At 64.9% G+C, this 20,199-nt stretch carries 18 protein-coding genes; 6 read left to right on the forward strand and 12 right to left on the reverse strand.

Going from position 1 to position 20,199, the window contains the following annotated elements; translation table 11 throughout:
* Positions 1 to 9: 9 nt before the first annotated feature.
* The 8 genes from ACVWY5_RS14730 to lptF all read right to left on the reverse strand — a co-directional run bounded on the left by ACVWY5_RS14730 (position 10) and on the right by lptF (position 10,112).
* A complete protein-coding gene (locus ACVWY5_RS14730; RefSeq protein WP_051376202.1) occupies positions 10 to 1,077 on the reverse strand; it encodes a hypothetical protein in 1,068 nt (355 codons plus the stop codon).
* Between the two features lie 291 nt (positions 1,078 to 1,368).
* Positions 1,369 to 2,427 (reverse strand): alcohol dehydrogenase, encoded by a 1,059-nt coding sequence (locus tag ACVWY5_RS14735; protein ID WP_028335168.1) that lies wholly within the window; start codon positions 2,425 to 2,427, stop codon positions 1,369 to 1,371.
* A gap of 19 nt (positions 2,428 to 2,446) precedes the next feature.
* Positions 2,447 to 3,301 carry a 16S rRNA (adenine(1518)-N(6)/adenine(1519)-N(6))-dimethyltransferase RsmA gene (gene rsmA, locus ACVWY5_RS14740; protein ID WP_028335169.1) on the reverse strand — a complete coding sequence of 285 codons (855 nt, stop codon included), beginning with the start codon at positions 3,299 to 3,301 and terminating at the stop codon, positions 2,447 to 2,449.
* Entirely contained in the window at positions 3,302 to 4,303 is a 1,002-nt protein-coding gene (gene pdxA, locus ACVWY5_RS14745) for a 4-hydroxythreonine-4-phosphate dehydrogenase PdxA (protein WP_028335170.1), read from the reverse strand.
* A gap of 17 nt (positions 4,304 to 4,320) precedes the next feature.
* Positions 4,321 to 5,268, reverse strand: a complete 948-nt coding sequence (locus tag ACVWY5_RS14750; RefSeq protein ID WP_038377610.1) for a SurA N-terminal domain-containing protein — start codon at positions 5,266 to 5,268, stop codon at positions 4,321 to 4,323.
* Between the two features lie 82 nt (positions 5,269 to 5,350).
* Positions 5,351 to 7,774, reverse strand: coding sequence for an LPS-assembly protein LptD (locus ACVWY5_RS14755; RefSeq protein WP_157346447.1), 2,424 nt, complete (start codon positions 7,772 to 7,774; stop codon positions 5,351 to 5,353).
* A 77-nt stretch (positions 7,775 to 7,851) separates the two neighbouring features.
* Positions 7,852 to 8,949, reverse strand: a complete 1,098-nt coding sequence (lptG, locus tag ACVWY5_RS14760) for an LPS export ABC transporter permease LptG (protein WP_028335173.1) — start codon at positions 8,947 to 8,949, stop codon at positions 7,852 to 7,854.
* On the reverse strand, positions 8,946 to 10,112 hold the full coding sequence (gene lptF, locus ACVWY5_RS14765; protein ID WP_028335174.1) for an LPS export ABC transporter permease LptF: 1,167 nt from the start codon (positions 10,110 to 10,112) through the stop codon (positions 8,946 to 8,948). The genes lptG and lptF overlap by 4 nt, the downstream gene beginning before the upstream one ends.
* Positions 10,113 to 10,482: 370 nt before the next feature.
* Here lptF and ACVWY5_RS14770 point away from each other — a divergent pair, with 370 nt between their 5' ends.
* The 4 genes from ACVWY5_RS14770 to ACVWY5_RS14785 all read left to right on the forward strand — a co-directional run bounded on the left by ACVWY5_RS14770 (position 10,483) and on the right by ACVWY5_RS14785 (position 14,132).
* Entirely contained in the window at positions 10,483 to 11,985 is a 1,503-nt protein-coding gene (locus tag ACVWY5_RS14770) for a leucyl aminopeptidase (protein WP_028335175.1), read from the forward strand.
* Positions 11,986 to 12,000: 15 nt separating this feature from the next.
* Complete coding sequence (locus ACVWY5_RS14775; protein ID WP_028335176.1) at positions 12,001 to 12,453, forward strand: DNA polymerase III subunit chi; 453 nt, start codon at positions 12,001 to 12,003, stop codon at positions 12,451 to 12,453.
* A 101-nt stretch (positions 12,454 to 12,554) separates the two neighbouring features.
* Positions 12,555 to 13,109, forward strand: coding sequence for a hypothetical protein (locus ACVWY5_RS14780; RefSeq protein ID WP_051376203.1), 555 nt, complete (start codon positions 12,555 to 12,557; stop codon positions 13,107 to 13,109).
* A 57-nt stretch (positions 13,110 to 13,166) separates the two neighbouring features.
* Positions 13,167 to 14,132, forward strand: a complete 966-nt coding sequence (locus ACVWY5_RS14785) for an IS481 family transposase (protein WP_431014454.1) — start codon at positions 13,167 to 13,169, stop codon at positions 14,130 to 14,132.
* A gap of 132 nt (positions 14,133 to 14,264) precedes the next feature.
* Here ACVWY5_RS14785 and ACVWY5_RS14790 read toward each other — a convergent pair whose 3' ends face one another.
* The 3 genes from ACVWY5_RS14790 to ACVWY5_RS14800 all read right to left on the reverse strand — a co-directional run bounded on the left by ACVWY5_RS14790 (position 14,265) and on the right by ACVWY5_RS14800 (position 16,892).
* A complete protein-coding gene (locus ACVWY5_RS14790) occupies positions 14,265 to 16,127 on the reverse strand; it encodes an ABC-F family ATP-binding cassette domain-containing protein (RefSeq protein ID WP_028332363.1) in 1,863 nt (620 codons plus the stop codon).
* Between the two features lie 107 nt (positions 16,128 to 16,234).
* Positions 16,235 to 16,405, reverse strand: a complete 171-nt coding sequence (locus ACVWY5_RS14795; RefSeq protein ID WP_167350433.1) for a hypothetical protein — start codon at positions 16,403 to 16,405, stop codon at positions 16,235 to 16,237.
* A 223-nt stretch (positions 16,406 to 16,628) separates the two neighbouring features.
* Entirely contained in the window at positions 16,629 to 16,892 is a 264-nt protein-coding gene (locus tag ACVWY5_RS14800; RefSeq protein ID WP_018271306.1) for a hypothetical protein, read from the reverse strand.
* A 346-nt stretch (positions 16,893 to 17,238) separates the two neighbouring features.
* Between ACVWY5_RS14800 and ndk the strand changes: the two genes are divergently transcribed.
* Positions 17,239 to 17,661 (forward strand): nucleoside-diphosphate kinase, encoded by a 423-nt coding sequence (gene ndk, locus ACVWY5_RS14805; protein ID WP_016847423.1) that lies wholly within the window; start codon positions 17,239 to 17,241, stop codon positions 17,659 to 17,661.
* 112 nt (positions 17,662 to 17,773) lie between these two features.
* The gene (locus ACVWY5_RS14810) at positions 17,774 to 18,613 is read left to right on the forward strand and encodes a TerC family protein (protein ID WP_028332362.1); all 840 of its coding nucleotides are present in this window, start codon (positions 17,774 to 17,776) and stop codon (positions 18,611 to 18,613) included.
* Between the two features lie 83 nt (positions 18,614 to 18,696).
* On the opposite strand, the gene ppx is transcribed toward ACVWY5_RS14810, so the two are convergent.
* Positions 18,697 to 20,199: an exopolyphosphatase gene (gene ppx, locus ACVWY5_RS14815; RefSeq protein WP_028332361.1), complete on the reverse strand. Its 1,503-nt coding sequence runs from the start codon at positions 20,197 to 20,199 to the stop codon at positions 18,697 to 18,699.

Raw genomic sequence — 20,199 nt, forward strand, 5'->3', positions numbered from 1 at the left:
AAGCGGACCTTAATTCGTCGCGCTGCGCGCAAGCCGCTGCAGCATTGCGGCGATCTGCTTGTTGTCTTGCTCCCTTTGATCCCGATCACGCGTAGTCTCGCGACGTGGTGCTGGCTTCTCGGCGCGGCGTGGAGCGGGCGTCTCCGCACGGCGCGGAACGGGTGTCTCGGCGCGGCGCGGCGCAGCCTCGGACAGCCGCAGCGGACGGTCCCGGCTGACAACTGCCATCGGGGGCGCCGGCTCGGTGTGCAGCGAATCCCATGGCGCCTGCCACTCATCCTTGGTCTCGTAAGGCGGCGTACGCGTGCGGGTCAGCCGGAACACCAGCGTGCTGACCAGGCCGGCCAGCGCCAGGGCTCCAACCATCACGATCAGCAGCATCTGTGTCGACGACGGTGACTTCTCCACGGATGCCTCGGCCGAGGCGGGCGCAGCAGGCACCGGCGCGGCCGCTTGTTGCGGTGTCGCGTCTGCCTGCGCAACCGCGGTCGGCTGGTCCGCGGCGCGCCGGGTTCCGTTGGTTCCGGCCATGCTCGATGCATCCAGCCATCGGGCGTTCACGTCGGACGGCTGCGCGTTGGCGCCGGCGGGCGTGGCTGCCGGGTCGGGCGTCGCTGCCGTCCCGCCGGCCTGGCCGGCGTCGGCGCTTGGCGCAGGTACGGCTGCGACCTGCGGCGAGGCCCACTCGGCATGGGCATCAGCGACTGATTTGCGCATCGCCGGCTGCTGCGGCGCGGGCTGGCTCTGCGGCGTCGGCTGGCTCTGTGGCGGCGTCGCGTCCGCCGTTGTGGTATCGGGCGCGGCTGCCGCTGGCGGTTGCTGCGTGCTCGTGGTCGCCGTCTTGGCGGCCTTGTTCTTGGCCTCGCCGAGATACCAGCACTTCTTCTTGCTGCGATCGAGATGGTAGAACCAGTGGCTTCCCGCAGGCGCGGTTCCCTTGGGCGCGGACAGACAGGTGTCCGCGGTGTTGGTGCTATTGGCCGTATTGGCGGCGGTCTGGGCCATGGCGCTGCAACTGGCGCCCGCCAGGATGCTGGCGGCAAGCGCCGCAGCGAATTTCGCTGAACGATTTGACATACGCGTCCCCGGTATCTCTTTTTTTACGCAAACGCTGGAGATCTTAATCTCGGCAAAGAGTTGGGTCGCAATGCGCCGCAATTCCGGAACGGGTAGGGCTTAATTGGGGCTCGCGGCGTGCCGCAATTGCGGCGGGCCGAAGGCCGCGGAACACGAACAGAACGATGGCTTCGTTCGACTGTCAGGTTCCATCGGAGCGGCCGCATCCCGCCGGCGGTAGCAGCACCGGCGGGACGTCATGTCTCAGTATGATCTTTCGGAAAACCGCGTCACGCTGTTCCGGATCAAGCTCTAGTTCTTCAGGACGATGCGTCCGACGACCTTGCCGGCGCGCAGCTCGTCGATCCATTTCTGGACGTCGGCCATCGGCTCTTCCTTCATCGGCGTCGGCTTGATCTTGCCGGCGCGGGCGAGCGCCATCAATTCCTGACCTTCGGCCAGCGTGCCGACCATGAAGCCTTCGATGGTCATGCGCTTGTACACCCACTGCACCATCGGCAGCGTGAACTGGCCGCCCATCAGGCCGGACACCACGATCTTGCCGCCGCGCGCGACCGTCGACACCGCAAATGCCATCGACTTCTCGTTGCCGGCAAAGTCGACGACGCCGTCGAAGCCGCCGTCGCTCTCCTTCAGCATGCGCTTGACGACATCGGGCTCTGCCGGGTCATAGGCGGCCGCCGCGCCGTTCTTCAGCGCGGTCTCGCGCGCCGCGGGGCTGAGATCGGCAACCGTGATCGGCTGCTTGAACATCGCCTGCGCGAATGACAGGCCCATCATTCCGACGCCGCCGAGGCCGATCAGCAGCAGATTGCGCTGGCGCGGACGATCGACCAGGCGCTTCAGCGCGCCATAGGCGGTGACGCCGGAGCACATCAGGGTGGCGGCCTGGTTGACCGGCAGCGGATCGTAATCGAGCAGGTATTTCGCGTCGGGCACCAGCACGTGGGTGGCGAAGCCGCCGTCGATCGAGACGCCGAGGAAGCGCTGCTTGACGCACAGGTTCTCGTCGCCGGCGAGGCAGTCGCGGCACTGGCCGCAGCCGATCCAGGGGAAGACGGCCTTCTTCGTCCCGATCAGATCCTTAGGCGCATCGGGGCCGACCTCGTCGACCACGCCCGCGATCTCATGGCCGAGCGTGAAGGGCAGGGTCATGCCGCGGGTGGTGTCGAGCTTCTTGCCGCCGCCGAGATCGGCGTAGCCGTCCTGGATGTGGAGATCGGAATGGCACAGGCCGCAGCGCTCGATGCGAACAAGCACTTCGCGTCCCTGGGGCTGCGGCGTGTCGATGATGGTTTCGCACAGCGGTGCATCGAATTTGACGAGGGATTGGCGAACCATACGCGCCATTACGTTTTCTCCTGTTGTTCTATTTTGTGGCCCGTATATCGGCCAATTCCCGGGCCATGGCAACAAAGCCCGCGACCGGAATGGTTTCGGCGCGCCGTGTCGCGTCGATCCCGGCTGCGGCAGCAAGCCGCGCCGGATCGACCGATAGGGATTTCAGGCTCTGGCGCAGCATCTTGCGGCGCTGGCCGAAGGCGGCGGCCGCGACCTGCTCGAGCATGCGGCGGTCGCACGGCTCGGGCGCGGCGCGCGGTATCAATCGTACCACCGAGGACGTGACCTTCGGTTGCGGCACGAAGGCCGCGGGCGAGATGTCGAACAGGATCTTGGTCTCGGCGCGCCAGTTGGCGAGCACCGCGAGCCGGCCATACGCCTCCTCGTCCTCATGGGCGACGATGCGCTCGGCGACCTCGCGCTGGAACATCAGGACCATCATGTCATACCAGGGCGGCCACGGCTCGATCGACAGCCAGTCGACCAGCAGCTGGGTCGCGATGTTGTAGGGCAGGTTGGCGACGATCTTGGCCTTGGCGCCATCGAGCAAGGGACGCGGGTCAAAGCGCTGCGCGTCGCCATGCACGATCTCGATGCGGCCGGGATAGCGCTTGGCGATATAGTCGAGCGCGGCCAGCGCCCGCTCGTCGCGCTCGATGGCGATCACGCGCTTGGCGCCCAGCGCAAGCAGCGCGCGCGTCAAGCCGCCGGGACCGGGCCCGACCTCGATCACGGTGGAGTCTTCCAGCGGGCCCGCGGCGCGGGCAATGCGCGCGGTGAGATTGAGATCGAGCAGAAAATTCTGGCCCAGCGATTTGCGCGCCGACAGCGAATGCTCGCGAATGACGTCGCGCAGCGGCGGCAGATCGTCGATCGTGCTCACTTAGCTTGATGCCGCGGCCATGCGCGCGGCGAGCCGGAGGGCGGCGATCAGGCTCGATGGATTGGCCTTGCCGGTGCCGGCGATATCGAATGCGGTGCCGTGATCGGGCGACGTCCGGATGAAGGGCAGCCCCAGCGTGACGTTGACGGCGTCCTCGAACGCCACGGTCTTGATCGGGATCAGCGCCTGATCGTGATACATGCAGATCGCGCAGTCATAGGTCTTGCGCGCGGCTGCGTGGAACATGGTGTCGGCCGGCAGCGGACCCCGGACGGCAATGCCATCGCGGCGCAGGATCTCGACCGCGGGCGCGACGATCTCGACGTCTTCCATGCCGAGCGTGCCGTCTTCACCGGCATGCGGATTGAGGCCGGCAATGGCGAGCCGCGGCGCCGCGAGGCCGAACCGCGCCTTCATGTCCGCGACCACGATCCGCGCGGTCGACACGATCAGGTCGGTCGACAATTGTGCCAGCGCTTCGCGGACCGACACATGGATCGTCACCGGGACCACGGCGAGGGCCGGCGACCACAGCATCATCACCGGCTGCGGCGCGTGCCCGCCGCTTGCGGCAAGCTCGGCCAAGAACTCTGTGTGGCCGGGATGCCGGAAGCCGGCGCGGTACAGCACGTTCTTGGCGATCGGATTGGTGACGACGGCGCTGGCCTTGCCGGCGGCGACATCGGCGACGGCCTGCCGGATCGATGCCAGCGCCGCATCGGCACTCGTGCCGTCGGGCTGGCCCGGTCGCGCCGTCGCCGCCTTGCCGGTCGCAACCACGGGGAGGGCGCGTGCGAACGTCGCGGATGCCTCCTCGGCGCTGACCTCGGCCAACTCGACGGCAAGCCCGAGCGCCTTGGCGCGTTCGCCAAGCGAGGCGCGGTCGCCGAGCAGATAGAACGGCGGGAGATCGAGTTCGCGGCGTCGCAGCCATGCGGCGAGCGTGATGTCGGGGCCGATGCCTGCGGGCTCGCCGGATGTCAGTGCGAGGGGTTGAGCCATGCGTCAACGATAGTCGATCATCGCCCGCCTGGATATTCGATCATCGCGGCTTTTCGGACTTCCTGCAGGTAGGCCTTCGACTTCGCCTCGTACTTCTGCACGTACATCTTGTCGCGCATCTCACGCTTCTTCGGCGTGTCGACGGTGGTTGCCTTCCTGCCGCAGAGGGCGACCATTTCAACGCCCTGCTTGGTGACCTCGGGAGGGGTGAGGTGGCCGACCGGGGTCTTGTCCAGGATGTCGCGCAGCGACTGCGGCAGGTCAGCCGAGGTCTTCACGACGATCTCGCGGATCGCGGCGTTGCGCATCGACTTGAAGAAGGTGTTGGCTTCCTCGCAACTGGTGACGCGCTCACGCAGGCTGTCCGCTTCCTTGCGGCGCCCCTCGAACTCCGACTGCGGCGCGCCGCGGGGCACGATCAGAACGACGGGCTGCATCCTGTATTCGAACGCCTCGGCCTCAGCCGCCCCTCCGGTCTCCTTGACCGCGTTGGCCACGTCCTTTTCGCCAACCTGCAGGCTTTCCTTGAAGCGGCCGCGGACCAGGCTGGTCCAGACCATGTCGGCCCTGATGCGTTGCTTCAGCGTGTCCGGGCGGATGCCCTTGCCCTCGAGCACCTTGGTGAGCTGGTCGCCGGAAAGCCGCATCCGCTGCGCCATGCCGCCGAAGGACTGGTCGATATCGCCGGCGGAGGGATCGACGCCGAATTTCTTGGCTTCCTTGATCTTCAGCTTCTCATCGATCAGCTCGTCGAGGACGGTCTTCCGATCAGGCGTCTTGCCGCCGGTCAGGGCGTTCAGCTTGGCACGCTGCTCGATGTCGTAATTGGTGATAGGCTCGCCATTGACCATCACGGCGATGGCCTGGGCATGCAGTCGCGCACCGCCTCCGAGCAGGAGGAAAAGAGCCAGCAGGGAACTCAACACTAGCTGATGGCGGCGCGTTGGCAGGCTAGCGGTCGTCATTATCGTCATGTCAGCCGTTTAAACCAATTCAAGCCAGAGCCCCAGGCCAGCAGGCAATCCAAGCCCCCCGCCAGACCGCTCGCTACTGCATGCCAGCCGAACTGCTGGACGTGGAGGTCTGCGCGATCGTCCGCAGCCCGATCTGGAACATGAACGCGTGGCTGAGGACGGGCGGCGTCGAGCCGGCCTGATAGGTATAGGACGTGACATAGTTGGCGGCCAGCACGAAGCAGTCGTCCACATAGCCCGCGCCGAACGCGTACTGGTTGATTTTGTTCGCTTCAAGGTCCCAGCGCGCCGCGCCCTGAACCACCCAGTTCGCGGCCACCTTGACCGATCCGCTGGCGAGGATGCCTTCGCGGCGCGTCAAATAGCCAAGCTCCGGCTGCGCGGCATAGTCGCCGTACATCAGGCTGACCGACCAGCGGTCGAAGTTCGCGCTGGCCTGGGCCTCGAACCGGTTGATGTTCCAGGTCGCCTCGTCCATCCGCGAGCGGACGCTGAACGTGTAGGTGCGGTTGGGCGAGTAGGCGAGGCTCGCGACATAGTCCGAGCGCGGATTCTGCAGGCCGGAGTCGAGGCCGGTGTTGGTGACGTCCGCGACCGCGAACGAGTTCAACCCGAACATCTGGTAGGACTGTCCGAACATCGCCTTGACGCTGCCGCCGCGATCGAACTGCGTGGTGGCCTGCACGCCGACATTGGCGCGGCTGCCGCCCTCGACGCGGTCGTAGCCGGAGAATTTGTCGACCGCGAACAGGTTCGAGGTATCGAACACCAGGCTCTGCGCATCCTCGTTCGGAAGCCTGCCGGCGTCGGGCTCGTTGGGCCGGATGATGACCTGCGCGATCGGCTCGACGGTCGTCGTGCCCCACGGCTGCACGTTGATGAAGGGGTAGCGGTATTCGAAGCCGACGGTCGGCATCAGGCGAACCGTCTGGGTGTCGCCGACCGGCAGGAAGTTGGAAACGCCCGGCTGGTTCGAGATGTCGGCGTTGATGGCATCGGCGCGGACGCCGACGAACGGCGTCCAGATCTGGCCGAGCGGGTCGGTATAGGATTTGCGCCACTGCGCCTCGGCGGTCAGCCTCGTGTAGGTGCCGGGCATGCCGCGCAGCAGGCACTGCGACGGCGTCCGCGCCATCGGATCAGCGGACGTGGTCGTGCACAACGGGTTAAGGGGGTCGGCGGCCTGTGCCGTGATCGGGTCGAACACCGCGGTTTCGCGGGTCAGGTTGGTGAAGTTCACCTTGTAGCTGAACTCGCCACCGAAGATCGGGCTGTTGATCACGTTGTTGTAGTCGATAACAGGCGCGACCACCGGAACCTGGTTCTGGTTGCCGGAGTAGCTGAGATAATAGATCGCGCGCGCGTCGAAGAAGCTGCGGTTGCCGACGCCGGTCAGATAGAGCTGCGAGATCGCCTCGGTCGGCAGCGACAGGAACGATCCGAACGGGTCCTTGTACTGGGCCAGCCGGTAGTCGGACATGAAGTAGTAGTCGGACAGCAGCACGCCGTCCCAGCCCCAGGTCCATTTGTCGTTCAGCGCGAACTGACCCTTGGTCTCGACGCCGCCGCGGAACTGGCGGTCGCCGGGCTGGCCGGCGAAGGCGCCTTGATCAAGCTGGTCGATGCCGTAGAGCCGGATCTGATAGGCGCCGTTCGACAGGCGCTGACGGAATTCGCCCTGGAACAGCACGCCCTGCTTCGAGGTGATGCGCGGATTGAACGTCGCGTCGAAGTCCGGCGCGAGCGCGAAGTAATAGGGGATTTCGACGCCGACGCCGAACGCCGAATACGTGGTGAAGCCCGGCATCAGGAAGCCGCTCTTGCGCTTCACGGTCGGATCGGGCGTCGAGAAGTAGGGCAGATACGCCATCGGAACGCCGAAGAACTCGAGCTGGGCGTTCTCGAAATAGAGCATCTTCTCGGTCTGGTTATGGATGATGCGCGCGCCCTTGACCTGCCAGAGCGGCGGCTTCTTCGGATCATCCTTACAGGGCGCACAGGCGGTATAAACGCCGTTGTCGAACACCGTGTAATTGCCGCTGGACCGATCGGCGCGGGTCGCCGCCATGCGCGTCTGGTCTTCAGTGTCGACGCGCAGCGAATCGACGAAGCCGTCGCGGTAGTCGTCGCTGAGATCAACGATGTTGGCGTAGGTGATCTTGCCTTCCGCATCGGTCATGCGGATGTTGCCTTCGGCATGAAGACGCTTGGTCTTCTGGTCGTAGATGACCTTGTCGGCCTCGACGCTGGTGCCGTTGTAGAACATCTGGACGTTGCCAACGGCCGAGATGCGCTGGTTGTTGTAGTCGTAATCGACCTCGGTCGCCTGAACCAGCATCTGCCCGTCATTCTTGGCCGGCGGGCGGGGCGGCTTCGGCGGGCGCGGATTATAGGTGAAGGCCTGCGCGGCAGCCGGCGTCGACGCGACAACGTCGAGCGCGCTGACCACGACGAACGCGGCGAGGAGAGCTGAGATCGAAACGCCAAACGCGGCCATGCGGCTCCGTTGACGGCGCAGGACACTGCGCCGCCCGAGAGCAGGCGACCTCAACTGGCGGGCGGCGACGATAGCCACTACCCGTCCTCCTGGTACAGCAAGGCTAAGAAACCGGTGAGGCTGCCCACAACGACAGGCAACCACGCCGCAGCGATGGGATGCATCAACTCAGCCTTGCTCAAATCTTCAGTTACTTTCGACAGCACGTAGAGCAGAAAGCCTGCGCCCACGCCACTCAAAACCATCTTCTGCACGCCGCCCATCCGAAAGAAGCGGAGGCTCACAGAAGCCGCCAACATCACCATCGCAGCCAGCAAAAACGGCTGTGCGATGAGCTTGTGATACTGCAAGCGATAGCCAGCCGTCGCGAACCCTGAGCTCTCCGACGAACGGATGTAGTTCGGCAGTTGCCAAAAGGACACAGTTTCCGGGGTGGAGAAACTGTTGCGCACCTGTGCCGGTGTAAGGGTGGTGGTCAGGTAGAAGGTGTCCTGATCCACCGGAGGCTTGTCGAGGGTGAATCGGCGCACTCCCTTGAACACCCAACGGCCGTCTTCGAGCGCCGCTTCGCGCGCTTCGATTCGCTCCTTGAACTGGAGTGCCGTATCGAATCGGAACACGGTGAGGCCGGTCAGCCGCACGCCCTGCTGTTCGCTGCGGGCCGCATTGATGATCGCCTGACCCTCGTCGTTGATCTGGTTCAGCCAGAAGCCGGACGCGTCCTGTATGCCGCCGCCGGGCGCCGAGCCGAATAGCTCGGCCTCCATCCGTTTGGAGAGCTCACGCAGATTGGCCGATACCGGATTGTAGGCGGTGGTCGCGAAGATGCCGAGCATGATCGCACTGGCGAGCGCCGGCGAGATGAATTGCCAGGCCGAGACGCCGGCGGCGCGGGCGACGACGAGCTCCAGCCGCCGCGACAAGGCGAGGTAGCAAGTCATGGCGCCGATCAGCACGCAGAACGGCATCAGCTTCTCGAGCAGCTGCGGCACCCGGAACAGGGAAGTCTCCGCGACCGTGATCGCGGAGGCCGAGACGAGGCCCGACGTCTTGCGCACCATCTCGATGTAATCGACCAGCACGAGCAGCACGAAGATGCCCGCGAACACGCCCACCGCCGCGACCACGAAGCGGCCGGCGAAATAACGCCCGAGCGTGTTTGTGACCATGCTCATGCGGTTGCCGGCCTCCGGAAGAGGCGCGCAATGCGCTCGTTGTTCCTGTTGATCGCTTCCATCAGCCGCGGCGGCGGTTCGACGACCACGCCGCCGACGATCATCCAGATGCCGACGCCGATGCCGCCGAACAGCATCAGATATTGCACCAGCGCCGCGAGCGGCGTCTTCACCGCCATGACCGAGCAGGCGAACCCGACCATGCGCAGGCCGAACACCGCGAATACCGAGCCGCCGATCGAGAAATTGCGGCTCTGGCGCGTGGTGCGCGGCGCGCCGAGGAAGGCGAAGGTGAGGGCAGCGAACGCAAACGGATAGATCGGCGCCATGAAGCGATCATGCAGCTCCGCGAAGAATTGGCCCGACAGCTGCTGATAGGTCTTGTCTTCCTCGTCCGGCCACATCAGCTCCCAGAGATAGCGCTCGCGAATCCCGAGCGTGACGTCGCGGCCCTGCGAGAATTTCGACATGTCAAAGGCGTAACGGGCAAACGCGACCAGCGCCGGATCGCGCTTGCCAACCTCGAACCGCTGCAGATTGCCGTCATAGAGCACGAGGTATGAACCTCGATCAGTCTTCTGCACGGTGCCGTGGTCGGCGATGATGGTGACGCGCTCCTGCGGATCGCGGCGATCGTCGACGAAGACGCCGCCGAGCACGCCGCCGGGCAGGCGCTCGCGGATCCGGATCGTCAAGTTCTGGTCGAGCTGGGCGAAGCGGCCGGGCTGCAGGATGTTGGTCAGCACGTCGGCGGTGATCTCGGCGTCCCACTGCTTGATTCGGCGCATGCCGTCGGGGGCGAGATAGGCGCCGATGAAGGCGACCAGCGCCGCCACCACGCAGGTGGCAAGGAAGAACGGCCGGAACAGCCGGATCGGCGAGAAGCCCGCCGCGTTCATGACGATGATTTCGGAATCGGTCGCGAGCTTGTTCAGCGTGTGGGAGATCGCGATCATCAGCGCGATCGGGGCGATGATCAGCACCAGGGCGGGAATCACGAGACCGGTGATGCCAAGGAAGGTGAGGATGGTCTGACCCTGGCTGGTCATCAGGTCGATGCCGCGCAGCGCTTGCGTAATCCAGATCACGCCGGTGAGGCTGACCAGGACAAGCGCAAACGACGCCAGCGTCGTTTTAAAGATGTACTTGTCGATCGACCCCATCGCTACCGCACGACCCCCAAGGCCCCCTGCACGCAACCAAACGCACGGCTTTCGACCATCCCCGTCAACCCGGGTTCCCCTATGGTCGAGCCGCGGATCCGTCCGGCTCACTCTCTAGTCACTCTCTCACTACCATCCCTTTGATCCGTCAACAAAATGGCCGGGCCAAGGCGCGCTTAATTTATGGTTAATTAATCGCTTTTGTGGCCTTCCGGCCACTCCGGCGCTTGGCAGCGGCGCAGCCGGCGGGTCATAGTGTATGACAAGCCCGGTCCGGGCCGGTTCCGGACCGCCATCGCAATGCTCACCCCGCGTGCCGGAAGGACCGCCTCAGGTCCGAGCAACACCCTGAGTTCTGGAGGATTTTCCTATGTCCGACGCCGTCAAGGTCGGCTTTGTCCCGTTCTCCGCGTCCGTTCGCGGTATTCTGGTGGTCTTTTGCGACGACCAATTGAAGCTGGGAGCCGCCGCCCGGAAGGCGCTGGGAGCCGCCGCCGAGACGGTCAAGCGGGCTGCGGCCGCCAACCAGTTCAAGGGCAAGAGCGGGGCGGTCCTCGACATCCTGGCGCCGGAGGGAATCAAGGTCGAGCGGCTGATCGTGATCGGCACCGGCAAGGCGGCCGACCTCAAGGAGAAGGATTTTCTCAAGTTTGGCGGCGTGGCGGCCGGCAAGCTCAATGCCGGCAGCGGTTCGATGACCGTGCTCGCGGAACTGCCCGAAGCCGCGATGGCCGCCGGCCAGGCTGCCGCGATCGCCACCGGCATCCGTCTGCGCGCCTACAAGTTCGACCGCTACAAGACCAAGAAGAAGGACGGCGAGGACGGTGCCGTGCGGGCCGACGTCTCGATCGCCGTCGACGATGTTGCCGCCGCCAAGAAGGCCTATGCGCCTGAAGCGTCTGTCGTCGACGGTGTGAATCTGGCGCGTGAGCTCGTCAACGAGCCGCCGAACGTGCTGTATCCCGAGGAATTCGCACGCCGCGCCAGCCAGCTTCGCAAACTCGGCGTCAGCGTCGAGGTGCTCGACGTCAAGGCGATGACCAAGCTCGGCATGGGCGCGCTGCTCGGCGTCGCGCAGGGATCGGCGCGACCCGGCCGCACCGTGATCATGCGCTGGAACGGCGGCAAGAAGAGCGAGGCGCCGGTCGCGTTCGTCGGCAAGGGCGTCTGCTTCGACACCGGCGGTATCTCCATCAAGTCGGCCGGTGGCATGGAGGATATGAAGGGTGACATGGGCGGTGCGGCCTGCGTGGTCGGGCTCATGCACGCGCTGGCGGCGCGCAGGGCCCGCGTCAATGCGGTCGGTGCCATCGGCCTTGTCGAGAACATGCCCGACGGCAATGCGCAGCGTCCGGGCGACATCGTCACCTCGATGTCCGGCCAGACCATCGAAATCATCAACACCGACGCCGAGGGACGCCTCGTGCTCGCCGACGTGCTCTGGTACGTCGCCAAGAAGTTCAAGCCGAAATTCATGGTCGATCTGGCCACGCTGACCGGCGCGATCATGGTCGCGCTCGGCACCGATCACGCCGGCATGTTCTCCAACAACGACGAGCTCGCCGAGCGCCTGGCCAAGGTCGGCCTCGAGACCGGTGAGAAGGTGTGGCGCATGCCGCTCGGTCCCGAATACGACAAGCAGATCGATTCGCAATTCGCCGACATGAAGAACACCGGCGGGCGCAACGGCGGCTCGATCACGGCAGCGCAGTTCCTGCAGCGTTTCGTCGACGGCACGCCGTGGGCGCATCTCGACATCGCCGGCACCGCGATGGGCGCGCCGAAGACCGAGATCAATCAGAGCTGGGGTTCGGGTTATGGCGTCCGGCTGCTCGAGCGGCTGGTCTCCGACTATTATGAAGCCGGGAAATAGAGTGTCGGCTGGCGCATGACCGAGGTTCTGTTCTACCACCTGCAGAACATGACGCTGGAAAGCGTGCTGCCGCCGCTGCTCGAGAAGTCGCTCGAGCGCGGCTGGCGCGTGGTCGTGCAATCGACGTCGCAGGAGCGTGCCGAGACGCTCGACGCGCATCTGTGGACCTACAGCGACGATTCATTCCTGCCGCACGCGACCTCGCGGGTTGCCGACGCGCAGGACCAGCCGATCATCCTGTCGATCGAGGAAGGCAATCCGAATCGGGCCAACGTCCGCTTCCTGGTCGACAATGCGGCGCTGCCGGCCGACTGCGACAGCTACGAGCGGGTGGTCCTCGTGTTCAACGGTGACGACCCCGACGCGGTTGCCTCGGCCAGGGAAAGCTGGACTGCTTGCAAGGCGCGCGGCTTCGAGGTCACCTATTGGCAGACCGACGAGCGGGGACGCTGGCAGCGGCGCCAATAGCGATAGCTACTAATTAATGATAATTCGACGTTTCTTGGGGCGGGCCACGGTCATGCCGCAAAGTGATGTTCGGACAAGCCCTTAGGTAAGGGGTAGGAGCTTTGTCGATCGTGCGGGACGGAACATTCAGTCGGAAGTCGCTGCTGGCCTTGCTGGTGCTTGCACCGGGACTTGCCGGCTGTTCGGGCGCCGGATCCGATTTGTTTTCGCGCGATGCGGAATGGTTCTCGCGTCCCGGGCGGGTGTTCATCCGCAACATCTCGATCGAATCGCCGCCACTGACGCCGGACAAGCCGGTAACGAACGACGATCTCGTCAGTGCCGACGGCAGTTGTCCAGGCATGGCACCGCCGCCGGGCGCCACCGATGCCAACGCGCAGGCCGGCGGTGCACCGCCGCCGCAGCCAACGGGCGGCAGCGTTGCACTCGGCCACACTGAATGCGATGTCGTGCGCGGTATCGGCGCTCCCGACAGCGTCAACCTGTCCAGTGCTCCGGGCGGCGGGCGCGTTGCGGTCGTGACCTGGTCGCGCGGCCCGCGCGCCGGCATCTACACGTTTACCTCGGGGCGCCTGTCGTCCGTCGAGCGCGGCCCGGACGCTGTGCCGGAGCCGAAGCAGGCGAAGCCGAAGAAGAAAAAGACCTCGCACGGCTAGGTGTTTTGTCCCGAGCTTTGATGGTGCATCCTTATCGCACGATTCGAAGGAAGCGCTATGGGACAAGTTTTACACGGCTGCGCCAGGACGACGGAGGCAGTCCGTCGAGCAATACAGAATAGTCAAGAGAGCCTGAGAACACTCGCCAAGCGCTACGGGATCAACCAGAAGACTGTCGCGAAGTGGAAGCAGCGCGACACCGTCGCTGATCTTCCGACTGGCCCAAAGGAAGCCAAGTCGACTACCCTTTCCATCGAGGAGGAGGCGATCATCGTCGCTTTCCGGCGGCATACGCTATTGCCGCTCGACGATTGCCTCTATGCGCTGCAGCCGACCATCCCGCATCTGACGCGATCATCCCTGCATCGCTGCCTCCAGCGCCACGGCATCAGCCGATTGCCGGAGGTCGAAGGCAGCAAGCCTCCGAAGAAAAAGTTCAAGGCTTACCCGATCGGTTATTTCCACATTGACATTGCTGAGCTCCAGACCGCTGAAGGCAAGCTCTACCTCTACGTCGCGATCGATCGCACCAGTAAGTTCGCCTTCGTGCAATTGGTCAGCAAGACGGGAAGGACCTCCGCCGCGGCCTTCCTCAAAGCTCTAATCGCGGCTGTCCCCTACAAGATCCACACGGTTCTCACCGACAATGGGATCCAGTTCACCTTCCCGCCGCGCTACGCAGACGGCCCGACGGCAAGATATGTGACACATATGTTCGATATGCGCTGCCAAGAGAATGGCATCGAACATCGGCTGACTAAGATCAAGCATCCCTGGACCAATGGCCAGGTCGAACGCATGAACCGCACGATCAAGGAAGCGACCGTCCAACGCTATCACTACGATCGACACGATCAGCTCGAAGCTCACCTTGCCGACTTCATCAACGCCTACAACTACGCTCGGCGGCTCAAGACCCTGAAGGGTCTCACTCCTTACGAATACATCTGCAAATCCTGGACTTCCCAGCCAGAACGATTCAAACTCAACCCGCTCCAGAAAATGCCGGGACTAAACACCTAGAGCGTTTTCGCCATAGCGGCAGATCGATGCCTGCATGCGGGCATGACACCGGAAAGAATGAGAGCCCAGGCTCCCTCCACACGTCGTCCCTGCGAAAGCAGGGACGACACCGCTCCGCCCGGTGGGTCAAATCTAATTCGCCGTTTCGTCGAGTTCGGCGCTGGCTTCCAGCCAGTCTTCCTCGGCGCGCTGTAACGCGCTCTCGGCGCCGGCGCGCGCCTTGGTCAGTTGCGCGGCCTGCTTGGGGTCGCGGGTAAAAATATCAGGCAATGCGAGCGCGGTATCGATCTTGGCGATGATGCCGTTGATGCGTTCGATCTCGGCCTCGGCTTGCGCGACCCGCTGCCTGGGTGAAGCACGCTTTTCATTGCGGGCGCGCTCCAGCTTGGCGGGCTCCTTGACGCGCTCGCGCGAAGCCGGCCGGCCGTCATTGGCCGACAGGATCATGCGTCGATACTCGTCGAGATCGCCGTCATAGGCCGTCACGGTCTGGTTCGCCACGACCCACAGGCGGTCGGCGCAGGCCTCGATCAGATAACGATCGTGCGAGACCATCATGACGGCGCCGGGAAATTCGTTGATCGCCTCCGCCAGCGCCGCACGGCTGTCGATATCGAGATGGTTGGTCGGCTCGTCCAGGATGATCATGTTGGGGCCGTAGAACGTCGCAAGCCCGAGCAGCAGCCGCGCCTTCTCGCCGCCCGACAGGCTCCTCACCAGCGTGTCGCCGGCCTTGCCGGAGAAGCCGATCGCACCGACGCGGCCGCGCACCTTGCTCTCCGGCGCCTCCGGCATCAGCTTGCGGATGTGATCATAGGGCGAGCCGTCGAGATTGAGCTCGTCAACCTGGTGCTGGGCGAAATAGCCGACCGACAGCTTGTCGGCCCTCGTGATCCTGCCGGCAAACGGCGCGAGCTTGCCCGCCAGCAGCTTGACCAGCGTCGACTTGCCGTTGCCGTTGGCTCCTAACAGCGCGATGCGGTCGTCGGTGTCGACGCGCAGCGTCACGCGATTGAGCACCGGCTTGCCGGGTTCGTAGCCGACCGAGACGTCGTCGACCGCGATGATCGGCGGCGACAGCAGCTTCTCCGGCGCTGGGAACGAGATCTCATGAACATCCTGGGTCACCAGCGCGGTGATCGGCTTCATCCGCTCCAGCATCTTCACGCGCGACTGCGCCTGCCGCGCCTTCGAGGCCTTGGCTTTGAAGCGGTCGACGAAATCCTGCAGGCGCTTGCGCTCATCGGCCTGCCGCTTGGCGTGCTTGGCGTCGAGCAATTCGCGCGCGGCGCGCTGTTCCTCGAACGAGGAATAGGTGCCCTTGTAGAGCGTCAGTCTGCCGCGATCGAGGTGCAGGATCTGATCGACCGAGGTGTCCAGCAGGTCGCGATCGTGGCTGATCACGATCACCGTGCGCGGATAGTTGGCGAGGTGGTTCTCGAGCCACAACGTGCCTTCGAGATCGAGATAGTTGGTCGGCTCGTCCAGCAGCAGGAGGTCGGGCGCGGAGAACAGCGTCGCCGCCAGCGCCACGCGCATGCGCCAGCCGCCGGAAAATTCCGCACACGGCCGCGCCTGGTCTGATGTCGAGAAGCCGAGGCCGGAGAGGATCGCCGCGGCGCGGGCGGGCGCGGAATGGGCGTCGATGTCGACCAGCCGGGTCTGGATTTCGGCAATCCGGTGCGGATCGTGCGCCGTCTCGGCCTCGCGCAGCAGCGCGTCGCGCTCGAGATCGGCCTTCAGCACGACGTTGATCAGGCTTTCGGGCCCATCGGACGCTTCCTGCGCGAGGCTGCCGATACGCCAGCGCGGCGGAAGCGCGATGCTGCCGCTCTCGGTCGGGATGTCGCCCCGGATGGCGTGAAACAGCGTCGATTTGCCGACGCCGTTGCGGCCGACAAATCCGACGCGGGCTCCGGGTACAATTTGCACCGAACTGTGATCGATCAACAGCCGTCCGGCGATCCGGACCGAGATGTCAGTGATGGAGAGCATGCAGCGTTGTCACCGGACCCGCCGCCAAACGCAACCCCGTCTGTTCGTAAAATCTCTCCCGGGGCTGTTGCAAAAACGCAATTGGGCTGCTGTTCAGCCCTCAACATCTAATGGCGATCGCCTTCCCGTCGTTGCATCTCGTCGAGGAGTTGCTGGAGGCGAGACGAAAGTGCGGGCTCTGGCCGCATGCTTTGCTGAAGCCGTTCGCCTACGGCATCGCAGATGTAACGGCAGGTCTTGTGATCAATCTGATCGGCGTCCTTGTCGATCTTGCTCATTGTCATCGTCATGGCATGTCTCTTGGCGAGTTCCACCTCGCATGTTCGAGTAGCTCCTCGCCATGACAAGTCGCGACCCCGAATTTGGTTTCCGCGCCTCACTCTCGCCTTGAGGTAGTGAGCCCCATCATATGCGCGGGTTCCCCGGCGGACCCGAAAAAAAGCCCCGGCGCGAGGGCCGGGGCGAGAAGCAAGTCAGGGGAGCAGTCGTAGATTCGATGGATCAGTAGCAGCGGTTGACCAGGCGCCAGCGGGGGCCCCACGGGGTCGGCACCACGCGGCGTACGTAGCAGCCGCCGCCGTAGCCATAACCGCCGTAATAGGCCGGGCCGCCGACGATGACGCGCGGACCGCCCCACCAGCCGTGGTGCCATCCACCGTGCCAGCCGCCATGCCAACCACCCCACGCAGAAGCGGAGGTCGGGGCGAGCGCGGCGGCACCGAGCGAAACCGCGGCGACGGCGGCAAGCGAGAGTTTGCGTAACATGATCGTCTCCTCGAGGTATGGGCGCGCGCGACGCGCCCGCGGTGACATTTCCCGAGACGTCCTGTGAGGCTTGCGGATGGGGGGCCAGCAAGGCGTCCGATCGCTGCAGAGCCTATGTGGCTTGAGCTGAACGGCAGCGGCACGGCGCTGACAGAATGGGTTCACGTAGGTGAAATCGCGGTAAGTTGGCCGAGCCGGCCGCTGTCCGGAGGGCGCCCAAACGACGGCTTTCGTCGTGAAAATGCGTCAAAACTAAAGGCTAACGCGTCACAGGGTCGCTTGCCGTTACCCCATCGCGCCGATATAAGCCCCGGCAACTCCCAGCCACGTTTACAAGGACGAAATCATGGCGATTGAACGCACCTTTTCGATCATCAAGCCCGACGCCACCGAGCGCAACCTGACCGGCGCGGTCAATGCGGTGATCGAGAAGGCGGGCCTGCGGGTCGTGGCGCAGAAGCGCATCCGCATGACCCGTGGCCAGGCCGAGACCTTCTACGCCGTCCACAAGGCGCGTCCGTTCTTCGGCGAGCTGGTCGACTTCATGACCTCGGGCCCGGTCGTGGTCCAGGTGCTGGAAGGCGAGGGCGCCATCCTGAAATATCGCGACGTGATGGGCGCGACCGACCCGTCGAAGGCCGCCGAAGGCACCATCCGCAAGCTCTATGCGAAGTCGATCGGCGAGAATTCGGTGCACGGTTCGGATGCGCCGGAGACCGCGGTGATCGAGATCGCGCAGTTCTTCGCCGGCAACGAGATCGTCGGCTGACGCCGTATTGCTGAAAGTGGCGCGGTCTCCCGAGGAGACCGCGTCGAAGTAGAACCGGGGAGCGGCGGACGACCGCCGCCAGGGGCGGCCGCAAGGCCGAATAGGACTCGCTGTGGACTGGCTGTGGCAGATCTTTGATCCGGCGTACATCGGCGCGTTCTTCACCGAATTCAAGAACGAGATGGCGACGCCGACGTTCTGGGTCGCCGTCGGCAAGATCATCTGGATCAACGTCCTGCTGTCGGGCGACAACGCGCTCGTGATCGCGCTCGCCTGCCGCGGGCTCGCGCCGCGCCAGCGCCTGTGGGGCATGATTCTCGGCGCCGCCGCGGCAGTGCTGCTGCGCGTCATCTTCACCGGCATCGTCGCCAGCCTGATGGAGCTTCCCTATTTGAAGCTGGTCGGCGGACTGGCGCTGATCGTGATTGCCGCCAAGCTGCTGGTGCCGGAGCAGGAGGACGAGGACAGCGTGCACGCGGCCGCGCATTTGTGGGCCGCGGTTCAGATCGTCGTCGTCGCCGACATCGTGATGAGCCTCGACAATGTGATCGCGGTGGCCGCCGCCGCCAACGGCAGCGTGCCGCTGCTGGTGCTCGGACTTGCGATCAGCGTTCCCCTGATCGTTGCCGGCGCGGCGCTGATCATGGCGTTGCTCACCAAGCTGCCGGTCCTGGTCTGGGCCGGTGCCGCGCTGCTCGGCTGGATCGCGGGCGACGTCATCGCGACCGATCCCGCCGTGCATCCGAAGCTGGACGCGCTGTTCGCCGGACCGCTCGGTACCAGGCTCGATTCCTGGCTGACGTCGATCGGGATGTCGCCGCAATTCGCCCATGGCGGCAATGGCGGCGAGATCGCACTCGCGGTGCTCGGCATCATCGTGGTGCTGGTCGTAGGGTCGATCTGGCGCCGCCACGCACTCCGCAAGGCCAAGCACGCCGCCAAGGCGGCGTGAGCCCTAAATGGCGATGCGATTGGGTCGAGCTCGTTGTTTGAGCATGATCTTTCCGGAAAACCGCTTCTTTTCCGGATCATGCTTTAGCGCCGCACGATCGAGCCGGCGCGCCCAACCAGCCGCGCCAATTGCTTGAAGCGGCTGCCGACGCGGTCGGCGACCAGATCCACCATCCGGTGCTCGAACACCAGCATCAGCTTGCGGCCCTGGGTGCGGAAATGGGTTGCCGGCAGCACGCCGGTGCGTGCCGCCGTGATCAGATGCGCGACGCGGAATGCGGCGCCGAGCACGCGGGCGCGCTCGTCCATCGCCGGCGTCACCAGCGCGCGGATCTGCGGCGGCGGTTCGTTTTCCTCGCTGAGCCCGGCGTAGCGATAGAACACCGAGAGCGCGACGAAGGCGCGGCCCTGATGCGTGATCGAGCCGAAATTGCCGTTCATGATCAGGCTGAGGGTTTCCTCGCCGCGATGATCGGGATGCACCCGCCAGCCGATGTCGGAGAGCAGGCATGCGACGTGCCGCAGCCTGCGGTCTTCCTCGGTCTCGCGCAGCCTGACGACGCGCACCAGCCGGTCGGTCCACGCCGTCAGCTCCTGGGCGTGACGGGCCGAGCGCGACAGCAATTCGTTGAGGTTCTGCGCGGCGCGGAGCAGTCCGTCCTTGGCGCGTTCGGCCTGCGGCAGCATCTCGTAGAGCAGGCCCTCGCGTACGCCGAAGGTCGAGAACACGATGGTCTTCGGCTGGGCCACGCGGATGATGTATTCGAGCACGAGCGCAGCATAGGCCAATAGCGGCCGCCGCGCATCGGCGACCGACTCGATATTGGCCAGCATGTTGGTGGCCGCCAGCCGTCGCAGCCGCTGCGCGAAGTCGAGTGCATCGGCCGCCGGGATCGAATAGCCGTGCATCACCTTGAGCGGGTAGCCGCTCTGTATGATGTGAATGCGCGCCAGCGCACGCCAGGTGCCGCCGACGGCATAGAAGGTACGGCCACGCCCGGTCTTGAGTTGGGCGACGCCGAGCAGCTCATTCTTGACGATGCGTTCGGCGCGCTTGAGCGATTTGTTGGAGAGGTCCTGCAGCGCGAGGCTGCCGAGCGGCAACGTCACGCCGCTGCGCACGCGGCTGCCCTTGACATCGATCAGTTCAAGCGAGCCGCCGCCGAGATCACCGACGATGCCGTTCGGATTGTGCACCCCCGAGACGACGCCGAGCGCGGACAGCTTCGCCTCGCGCGGTCCGGTGAGGATCTCGATCTCGGCGCCGCAGATGCGCTCGGCCTTGGCGATGAAGTCCGGACCGTTCTTGGCGTCGCGGCAGGCCGCGGTCGCGATCGCGTAGACGCGGCCGACCTGCTGGATCCTGCACAGCGCGCGAAAACGGCGCAGCGCGGTGAGCGCCTTGTTGACGGCATCGGTTGCGAGCAGGCCGGTGCTCTGCACCTCGCGCCCGAGCCCGCACAGCGCCTTCTCGTTGAAGATGGTGATGAGGCTGCGCGCCATCGCCTCGTAAACCACGAGACGAACCGAGTTCGAGCCGATATCGATGACAGCGACGCTGGAAGCGCGCTTCCGCGGCCGCTTCAC

Source organism: Bradyrhizobium sp. USDA 3256 (genome assembly GCF_054058275.1).